The organism is Herbidospora sp. RD11066, assembly GCF_054661255.1.
The window spans coordinates 1-285 of record NZ_BAAGDO010000103.1 but is presented as its reverse complement, the minus strand read 5'-3'; the positions used below and the strand labels follow the sequence as shown (position 1 = coordinate 285).

1 protein-coding gene is annotated in these 285 nt (G+C 47.0%); it reads left to right on the top strand.

All coding sequences use genetic code 11. The features are described from left to right. Positions 1-29: 29 nt before the first annotated feature. The coding region (locus ACYQ78_RS39470) for a hypothetical protein (protein ID WP_459806117.1) at positions 30-285 on the top strand (256 nt) is incomplete at its 3' end.

Sequence of the window (285 nt, the reverse complement as noted above, 5' to 3'; positions counted from 1 at the left end):
AACTGGACATTAAGACTGATGCTGGAGGCATGGTTGTTGTCCAAGGCGCTGTTGTGGAAGAAGTGACATCTGCTCAGCAGCTAATGGATGTCATTGCTGCCGGACAAAGACGACGCCATGTATCTGCCACGCACATGAATAGAGAATCCTCTCGCTCACATTTGATCATGAGCTTCATCATCGAGTGCACCAACTTACAAACGCAAGCTGTTACTAAAGGAAAACTGAGCTTCGTTGATCTGGCTGGATCTGAACGGATTAAAAAATCCAAAGCAGAGGGAGAGC